The 8,299-nt window shown below is 64.8% G+C and carries 10 protein-coding genes; 8 read left to right on the top strand and 2 right to left on the bottom strand.

Features of this window, described 5'->3' with window-relative positions:
• The 5 genes from ACNPP0_RS20100 to ACNPP0_RS20080 all read left to right on the top strand — a co-directional run.
• A partial coding sequence (locus ACNPP0_RS20100) for a (2Fe-2S)-binding protein (protein WP_448706818.1) occupies positions 1-425 on the top strand: 425 nt, incomplete at its 5' end.
• Positions 426-550: 125 nt separating this feature from the next.
• On the top strand, positions 551-1,276 hold the full coding sequence (locus ACNPP0_RS20095; RefSeq protein WP_332613325.1) for a hypothetical protein: 726 nt from the start codon (positions 551-553) through the stop codon (positions 1,274-1,276).
• 84 nt (positions 1,277-1,360) lie between these two features.
• A complete protein-coding gene (locus ACNPP0_RS20090) occupies positions 1,361-1,678 on the top strand; it encodes an ElaB/YgaM/YqjD family protein (protein WP_006221213.1) in 318 nt (105 codons plus the stop codon).
• Positions 1,679-1,744: 66 nt separating this feature from the next.
• Complete coding sequence (locus ACNPP0_RS20085) at positions 1,745-2,158, top strand: phage holin family protein (protein ID WP_448706817.1); 414 nt, start codon at positions 1,745-1,747, stop codon at positions 2,156-2,158.
• A 3-nt stretch (positions 2,159-2,161) separates the two neighbouring features.
• A complete protein-coding gene (locus ACNPP0_RS20080) occupies positions 2,162-2,512 on the top strand; it encodes a hypothetical protein (RefSeq protein ID WP_332613079.1) in 351 nt (116 codons plus the stop codon).
• A 144-nt stretch (positions 2,513-2,656) separates the two neighbouring features.
• Here ACNPP0_RS20080 and ubiD read toward each other — a convergent pair whose 3' ends face one another.
• Entirely contained in the window at positions 2,657-4,201 is a 1,545-nt protein-coding gene (ubiD, locus tag ACNPP0_RS20075) for a 4-hydroxy-3-polyprenylbenzoate decarboxylase (protein WP_332613080.1), read from the bottom strand.
• Positions 4,202-4,284: 83 nt separating this feature from the next.
• Between ubiD and ACNPP0_RS20070 the strand changes: the two genes are divergently transcribed.
• A complete protein-coding gene (locus ACNPP0_RS20070) occupies positions 4,285-5,103 on the top strand; it encodes a lytic transglycosylase domain-containing protein (protein ID WP_046804361.1) in 819 nt (272 codons plus the stop codon).
• A gap of 103 nt (positions 5,104-5,206) precedes the next feature.
• Here the strand turns inward: ACNPP0_RS20070 and ACNPP0_RS20065 are convergent, their stop codons facing one another.
• Entirely contained in the window at positions 5,207-6,367 is a 1,161-nt protein-coding gene (locus ACNPP0_RS20065; RefSeq protein ID WP_448706816.1) for a pyridoxal phosphate-dependent aminotransferase, read from the bottom strand.
• A gap of 44 nt (positions 6,368-6,411) precedes the next feature.
• Here ACNPP0_RS20065 and ACNPP0_RS20060 point away from each other — a divergent pair, with 44 nt between their 5' ends.
• Both ACNPP0_RS20060 and ACNPP0_RS20055 read left to right on the top strand, forming a co-directional pair.
• Entirely contained in the window at positions 6,412-7,338 is a 927-nt protein-coding gene (locus tag ACNPP0_RS20060) for an FAD-binding protein (RefSeq protein WP_448706815.1), read from the top strand.
• Positions 7,339-7,481: 143 nt separating this feature from the next.
• The coding region (locus ACNPP0_RS20055) for a malic enzyme-like NAD(P)-binding protein (RefSeq protein ID WP_448706814.1) at positions 7,482-8,299 on the top strand (818 nt) is incomplete at its 3' end.

The raw sequence follows: 8,299 nt of genomic DNA, 5'->3' as shown, positions 1-8,299 counted from the left end.
CGCCGCACGCCGGGGTACTGACCGAACTGGCGCAGGCGCTTGGGCTGGGTCAGGCCGACGTGATGTTTGACGACCCGGCGCGCGGCAGGTTGCGCCGGGTGGCGGTCGATGCGGGCGGGCCGACTGCATTCCTGTTGGCGGGCGACCTGGCCGCGCAGGACGCGCTGCTGGCGTGGGCGGCCGGCGGGCAGGCGCCAGCCAGTGTGTCGGCGTTGCTGTCCGGGCGCATCAGTGGCGCGGCGCGCTCGCGCACGGTGTGCGTCTGCATCGGCGTCAGCGAGGCGGCCATCCTGGCGGGCGTCGCGCGCGGCTGCGACCTGGATGCGCTGAAATCCACGCTGGGCTGCGGCACCGGCTGCGGGTCGTGCGTGCCCGAAGTGCGGGCGCTGATTGCCCGCGCGCCCACGGCCGTGGCCTGTTCCTGATCGGTTTTGCGCCCGGGGCCAGCCGACACGAGTAGACATATATCGGGCACGGCAACGGGTGTAGTATCAAGCAGCCGCCGCCAGCAGCGCGCGGCATGTCCCGAATTCTGGAGTGGCTAGTGACGATGCAAAAAATCGCATCCTTGGTGTTGTGCGCGGGCGCGATGGGCGCGACCGCGTCGGTGCAGGCGGGCGTGTGCGACGCCCAGTTCATGCATGACGGCGGTGCGGTGCAGTTGACCGGCTCGGGCAACCTGTCCCTGGGCGCGGACCTGACCTTCACCGAGGTTACAAAAAGCAATGGCGACAATTGCCGCGCGCGCGTGCAAGGCGTGGCCACGTTTGGCTACGCGGGCCTGCCGCCGGGCAAGTCAAAGCTGGATTACCTGATGACGGTCAAGGGCGGGCAGGCCACCTTCCTGCGCTACGCCTCGGCAGGCGAAGCCCCCAAGCCTTCCGAGGGCCAATTCGACCTTCGCATGCTGGGCCTGTTCGCGTACGACGGCAAACTGAACGCGGGCCAGAAGTTGCCCGGCTCGTCGTTCCGCCTGAAGATCGGCAAGGAAGCGCCGGTGGGCGGCCAGCCCAGCACCACGGTGCGCATCGGCGAGAAAAGCGTGGGCCAGAAGACGTCGTTGAACACGGCCCTGGGCAATCAGTCCTGCCACCCGGTCACGTACACGCGCAACTCGGACCCCACCATGGCCACGTTCCAGGGCCTGACCATTCCGATACCCGGCATGAACACGACGGTCACCGATTGGTACTGCCCGGCAGTCAATCTGGTGATGAAGCAAGACATCGATCAAGCAGGCGTGAAATCTGCGGTTGAAATTACGCAGATCAAGTAGCACACGGTATCAAGCACGTCTTGCTGCGGGCAGGGCGGCTGGTATGATGTTTTCGTCATAGACACACAACAGGAGCTCAAAAAAATGGCCACGAGAAAATCCGAAGAAGTCGCAAAAGAAAAACTGATCGACAGTGTCAAGACCAGCCTGAACGACGCCGAAAACCTGCTGCGCGAAGCGGCCGGCACCACGGGCGAAAAGGCCAACGAATTGCGTGACCGCGCCATGACCTCGCTCAAGCGCACGCGCGAAGCCCTCTACGAAGCGCAAGACGCCGTGCTCGAACGTGGCCGCAAAGCCGCTCGCGCCACCGACGACTACGTGCATGACAATCCCTGGCAAGCCATCGGCATCGCAGGCGTGACCGGCCTGCTGCTCGGCTTGCTGATCAGCCGCCGCTGATTGGCTTGAACGTTCGGGCGGGCAACGTCGGCATGCCGGCGCTGCCCGCCCGACGTTCCTGACAACATGGGTCTACGAAAATCTGTTTTCGGAGTCGCGTCCAGCCTGGTCGGGCTGTTGCGCACACGCCTGGAGCTTCTTGCGCTGGAAGCCGCCGACGAAAAGGCGCGCCTGCTCAAGCTGCTGGGCATGGCCTTCGCGGCGCTGCTCTTTCTGACGCTTGCGGTGCTGGTATTCACCATCACGGTGGCCGTGCTGTTCTGGCCCACCGAAGACCGCTACATGGCCTTGGGCCTGTTGGCGGCGTTCTACGGCATTGTGGGCATCGTCTTGTTGCTGGTCGTGCGCCATGGGCTGGTCTATGGCGCGGCGCCTTTCGCGGCCACCCTTGAAGAGTTGAGCCGCGACGCGGAACTGCTTGAACGGGTACGCGACGCCCAGGACGACGAGCCGCCGCCACGTCGACGCGAGGAGGGCTGAACCATGTCAAAAAGGTCTCCTGTCGTTGATCGTGCCGTGCGTATCGAACTGCTGCGCGCCCGCGCCGCCATCGAACGCGAATCGCTGGTGCATGACATCGTGTCGACCGGCCATCGGCTGGAACCCGCCGCCATCATCCGCGGGCTGCTGCCCCGGCTGGCTGCCGGCGGGGCGTCACGCTGGGCATTGCAGGCCATTACGCTGGCGCGCCGTTATCCCGTCGTCAGCTCGTCTTTGTCGACCTTGCTGATGCGTGGCGGCAAGCGCTTCAAGCTGCTCAAGATCGCGGGTGGCGCATTGGTCGGCTGGCAGCTGTTCAAGATGTGGCAGGGCTCGCGCGAGGACGACGAATAACGCGTTCAACCTTGCTTCGGCTTGCGCTAAAAAAAAACCCCGCCTGCATCTGCATGGCGGGGTTTTTTATGGCGAGCATCGAAGCCGGGCTGCGCGGCGTCGGGCTACGGAGGGCCACAGCTACAGCTACAGCTACAGCCATTGCTACAGGCCGAGCTGGCCCCAGATATCGTCCACGCGCTTCTTGATGTCGGCATCCATCGTGATGGGCGTGCCCCATTCGCGGTTGGTTTCGCCGGGCCATTTGTTGGTGGCGTCCAGGCCCATCTTGCCGCCCAGACCCGATACCGGCGAGGCGAAGTCCAGGTAATCGATGGGGGTGTTTTCCACCAGCAGCGTATCGCGCACGGGGTCCATGCGCGTCGTCATCGCCCAGACCACTTCCTTCCAGTCGCGCGGGTTGATGTCTTCGTCCACCACCACGATGAACTTGGTGTACATGAACTGGCGCAGAATGCTCCATAGCCCGAACATGACGCGTTTGGCGTGCCCCGCGTACTGCTTGCGGATCGACACCACCGCCAGCCGATAGCTGCACCCTTCCGGCGGCAGATAGAAGTCGACGATTTCCGGCAGCTGGCGGCGCAACAGCGGCACGAACACTTCGTTAAGCGCAACGCCCAGCACGGCGGGTTCGTCGGGCGGCTTGCCGGTGTAGGTGGAATGGTAGATGGGGTTGCGCCGCATCGTGATGCGCTCGACGGTGAACACCGGAAACCAGTCCTGCTCGTTGTAGTAGCCGGTGTGGTCGCCGTACGGCCCTTCCAGCGCCATCTCGTAGTCGCTGTTGGGCGGCGGGTTCACACCTTCCGGCACCACGGGCTTGATGGCGCGCGGGTCGGAGGACGGCAGCAGATGGCCTTCAAGAACGATCTCGGCCCACGCCGGCACCGACAGGTTGCTGCCCAGCGCCTGGGCGACTTCGGTGCGCGAACCGCGCAACAGGCCGGCGAACTGGTATTCGGACAGGCTGTCGGGCACGGGGGTGACGGCGCCCAGCGTCGTGGCCGGGTCGGCGCCCAACGCCACGGCGATCGGGAACGGGGTGCCGGGGTGGGCCAGCGCGTGGTCACGGAAATCCAGCGCGCCGCCGCGATGCGACAGCCACCGCATGATGAGCTTGTTGGGGCCCAGCAGCTGCTGGCGGTAGATGCCCAGGTTCTGCCGCTTGGCGTTAGGGCCGCGCGTGATCACCAGGCCCCACGTCAGAAGCGGCGCTACATCGCCGGGCCAGCAGGTCTGGATGGGCAAGCGGGTCAGGTCCACGTCCTTGCCTTCCCAGACAATTTCCTGGCAGGCCGGGCTTTTGACGTTTTTCGGGCTCATGTCCCACAGCGCCGCCTTCAGCATCGACACCTTGGCCAGCGCGTCGCGCAGGCCCTTGGGGGCTTCAGGCTCGCGCAGCGACGCCAGCAGTTCGCCGATATCGCGCAGCGCGCTGACATTGTCGGCGCCCATGCCGCGCGCTACCCGCGACGGCGTGCCGAACAAGTTGGTCAATACCGGCATCTGTGCCGGTTGGCCGTCGTGCAGCGCTTTTTCAAACAGCAGGGCCGGCCCTTCGGCGCGCAGCACGCGGTCGGAAATCTCGGTCATTTCCAGCCGGGTGGACACCGGCGCGGCAATGCGTTTGAGGTCGCCCATGCGTTCAAGTTGGGCGAGGAAGTCTCTAAGGTCGCGGTATTTCACTACAGATCCCAGCGATTTGGTTACATTTGAGGTCGAAAGAGAGGTTAACATTGACTCCCTCTTTTTCCACGCAGGAGGTTTTCATGCCCGATGCGTCAGTGGCCAGCCTGTTCAGGAATATGGCCCAAGGAGTGCACGAATATCTTGCCGAGTCCTTGCGTATCTGCTCAGTCTATCTGGGCATCGCGGTGATTGTGACGGTAAGCATGGGATTTGCCCTGCCAGGTTTGCGCGACCAGGCATTGCAAGTGCACAAAGCCTTGTTGACCGCCCTAGCGCCTTCATCCATGCAAACCGGCGTCGAACCCGACACCGGCTCCGAACTCGGTTCCGACACTGCGTCGGCAATTGCCATGGCCGTACCAACTGCTCCCGCCAGCAATGCCACGGGCATGCTGGGGCCGGCGCGCGTCGCGCCGCCGGTGCCCAAGAAGCCCGCCTTGTCGGCGACCGGTCCGCAGGCCGAAGCGTTGCGCAACTATATCTCGCGCAAATACAAGGTGGCGTATGACGCCACCGGCCCGCTGTTGAACACCGTTTACAAGGTCAGCCGCGAAAAGCAGCTGGACCCCTTGCTGGTGCTGGCGGTCATCGCCATCGAGTCGCGTTACAACCCCCTGGCCGAAAGCCATGTGGGCGCGCAAGGCTTGATGCAGGTGATGACCAGCGTCCACCAGGACAAATTCGACGCCGTGGGCAAGACCGCCCTGGACCCGGCCGCCAACATCGGCGTGGGGGCAACAATTCTGCGGGACTGCATCAACCGCCGCGGTTCGGTAGACGCCGGACTGGCCTGTTACGTGGGGTCCACGGGGCCCGACGACAACGGTTACGGTGCCAAGGTGCAGGCGGAACGCCGGCGGCTTGCCCTGGCATCGGGCATTGCCCTGGCTCGGGACTGATCCTTCCCGCTACGCGGAACGACAAAGCGCGCTCTTTACCGAGCGCGCTTTTTTTGTGGCGCCGGCATTGCACCGGTTGACCGATGCGGGGGCACGTTGTGGATCAGCGTTGCAGCAGCTTGCCGATCCGGGCTACGGCCTCTTCCAGGCGGTCCAGCCCCGTTGCGTAGGAAAAGCGCATGGTGTGCTTGCCGTGGGCCGGTCCAAAGTCCAGGCCTGCCACGGCAGCCACGCCCGCTTGCAGCAGCAGCTGCTGCGAAAACGTGGCGCTGTCCATGCCCAGGTGGCTGATGTCGGCATAGATATAGAACGCGCCGTCCGGCTTGACCGGCACGTGGATGCCCAGGCGTTCGAATTCGGGCAACAGGTAGTCGCGCCGCTGCTTGAACGCTTCGCGCCGGTGCTCGAAGGTTTTCATTGCCTGTTCGGTAAAGCATGCCAGCGCGGCGTGCTGGGCCAGCGTGGGCGCGCAGATCGCCAGGCTGGCGGCAATTTTTTCCACGGGTGCCACCATGTCTTGCGGCACGATCATCCAGCCCAGGCGCCAGCCGGTCATGTGGAAGTATTTGGAAAAGCTGTTGATGACGATGATGTCATCGTCCAGCGTCAACGCGGATCGCGGCGCATTTTCATATGACAATCCCAGGTAGATTTCATCGACGATGGCAAAGCCGTCGCGAGCACGAACCTCGGCCAGCAGTTGCGCCAGTTCTTCGTGTGCGATGGATGTGCCGGTGGGGTTGCTGGGTGAGGCCACCAGCACGCCCTGCGTCGCCGGCGTCCAGTGCCGGGCCACGTCGTCGGCCGACAGCTGGAAGCGCTTGGCGGCAGAGCTGGGAATCAAACGCGGCACACCGCCCGCCGCCAGCACGAAGTTGCTGTTGGCCGGGTAGGACGGGTCCGGCATCAGGACTTCGCCGCCATGGTTGACCAGCGCCGCGCACGCCAGCGTCAGCGCGCCGGATGCGCCCGCCGTGACAATAACGCGCGCCGGATTGATGCTGGCGCCGAACTTGTCATGGTAGAACTGCGCAATGGCCTCGCGCAGCGGCATCAGCCCGGCGGGTGGGCCGTAGCCGCTAAGCCCGGCGCGGGCGGCGCGTTCCAGCGCTTCCACCACCTGGGGCGGCGCGGTAAAGTCCGGTTCGCCGATGCCCAGGCTGATAATGTCGTGGCCCGCCGCCTGTAGCGCCTGCGCCTGCTTGAATAGTTCCACTACCTGGAATGTCAGAAAGTCTTGAGTGCGAGCGGCAAGGCGGGGCATCGGATTCTCGAAAAGCGTCTTTGAAGCAAAAAGGAATTGTAGTCATGCAGCCATCCCGGCGCGCTTTCCTGCTTGGCAGGCGACCCGCGCAAACGCCATGGGCCGCCTTCATGCAGCGGCTGAAGCTGCTGTGCCAAGGCCAGGTTGTTGATCTGGGCGAGAACGGCCCGGGTGGCGCGCAAGCCATTCTGACGCCCGCGCGTGACGGCGACGTGGCGCACGCCCGCGCGCTGTGCGCCGAATATCGCGTCGTGATGGCGCTGGAGGGCGCAACGGGGCCTTACGCGCCGAGCAGCGCGCCGCGTTTGCGTATCGACCCATCCCGGATGGCGGGTTTGGCGCGCCTGGCCGGCGACATCCCGCGCTGGCGGGCGCAGCCTGGCGTGCCGATGGCCGCGCTGGCCCAGGCCGGGCTGCGGCAGTTTGCCGGTTTCCCTGACGCCATGACCCTGGCCGAATGGCTGGCTGCACCGGCGCCCTGGCCGGCGGGTTGCTGCGCGGCCTCGGGCGTGCTGGCGGTGGACGTGATGCTGGCCGACGGCATCGAGGAAACGCTGGGGCCGTTCGGCGAGGCCGACGTGCAGCCCTTGCGATCGGCCACCGTGCAGGCCCTGGTGCCCGCGCTGTTCCAACTGGCCTCGGGCGGCGACGCGTTCGCCACCAACGACGGTTATCACTGGCTGGGCCGCTATCGGTTGGACGCCCTGAAACCGCAAGCGCCGGCCACGGTGAATCTGGCGCATCTGCTGTTGGGTCATGGCGGCACGCTGGCCTGGGTGCAAGGCGTCACGCTGACCGATGCACCTCCCTTCGCGCTGCCGCAGCCGCAGCCCCACCCGGAGCCCCAGCCCGGCGTAAATGTTCCTTCCCCGGCGCCCCCCGGCCTGGCGACGTTTCGGCTGGATGGTCGCGTGAAGACGCTGTTCGACCCTGCTGGGCGATTTCCCTTATTCCTGCCCAATGAAACCTGAAATTCGTTCAGGTTGCTGTAAGATTTCGGCGCTTGCCCTGTCCAGTGGGCGCGCTCTCGCGTGCGCTTTCGCAAACGTATCGCCGCGCGCGCCATGGGAATAGAATTCCTCCCTCTGTTTCACTTATCGCCAGTAGCCGCCCTATGGATGCCAACCTTCGCAAAGCCGCCCTTGAATATCACGAGCACGGTCGCCCCGGAAAAATCTCGGTCACCCCGACCAAGCAGCTGACCAACCAACGCGACCTGGCGTTGGCGTATTCGCCCGGCGTGGCGGCGGCCTGTGAAGAAATCGTGGCCGATCCGGCCAATGTGTTTCGCTACACCGCGCGCGGCAACCTGGTGGGCGTGATCACCAACGGCACGGCCGTGCTGGGCCTGGGCAACATTGGCGCGCTGGCGTCCAAGCCCGTCATGGAAGGCAAGGCGGTGCTGTTCAAGAAGTTTGCCGGCCTGGATGTGTTCGACATCGAAATCAACGAAACCGATCCGGACAAGCTGGTCGAGATCATTGCCGGGCTGGAAGCTACTTTCGGCGGCATCAATCTGGAAGACATCAAGGCGCCGGAGTGCTTCACCGTCGAGCGCAAGCTGCGCGAGCGCATGAAGATCCCCGTTTTCCACGACGACCAGCACGGCACCGCCATTACGGTATCGGCGGCGTTCATCAACGGCTTGAAGGTCGTGGGCAAGGACATCAAGAAGGTCAAGGTCGTGACCTCGGGCGCGGGCGCCGCCGCCCTGGCGTGCCTGGATTTGATGGTGGACCTGGGCCTGCCGCTGGAAAACATCTGGGTCACCGACATCGAAGGCGTGGTCTACGAAGGCCGTGTCGAACTCATGGACCCGGACAAGGCGCGTTTCGCGCAAAAGACCGATGCCCGCAAGCTGGCCGAAGTGATTCAGGACGCCGATGTGTTCCTGGGCCTGTCCGCCGGCGGCGTGCTCAAGCCCGAGATGGT

Source organism: Achromobacter semiaridum (assembly GCF_053543755.1).
The sequence above is the reverse complement of the archived record's forward strand: the minus strand, read 5'-3'. Positions and strand labels throughout refer to the sequence as shown.

Coding starts and splice junctions, on each gene's coding strand:
- ACNPP0_RS20095 (WP_332613325.1), top strand. CDS start 551: ATGCAAAAAATCGCATCCTTGGTGTTGTGCGCGGGCGCGATGGGCGCG.
- ACNPP0_RS20090 (WP_006221213.1), top strand. CDS start 1,361: ATGGCCACGAGAAAATCCGAAGAAGTCGCAAAAGAAAAACTGATCGAC.
- ACNPP0_RS20085 (WP_448706817.1), top strand. CDS start 1,745: ATGGGTCTACGAAAATCTGTTTTCGGAGTCGCGTCCAGCCTGGTCGGG.
- ACNPP0_RS20080 (WP_332613079.1), top strand. CDS start 2,162: ATGTCAAAAAGGTCTCCTGTCGTTGATCGTGCCGTGCGTATCGAACTG.
- ACNPP0_RS20070 (WP_046804361.1), top strand. CDS start 4,285: ATGCCCGATGCGTCAGTGGCCAGCCTGTTCAGGAATATGGCCCAAGGA.
- ACNPP0_RS20065 (WP_448706816.1), bottom strand. CDS start 6,367: ATGCCCCGCCTTGCCGCTCGCACTCAAGACTTTCTGACATTCCAGGTA.
- ACNPP0_RS20060 (WP_448706815.1), top strand. CDS start 6,412: ATGCAGCCATCCCGGCGCGCTTTCCTGCTTGGCAGGCGACCCGCGCAA.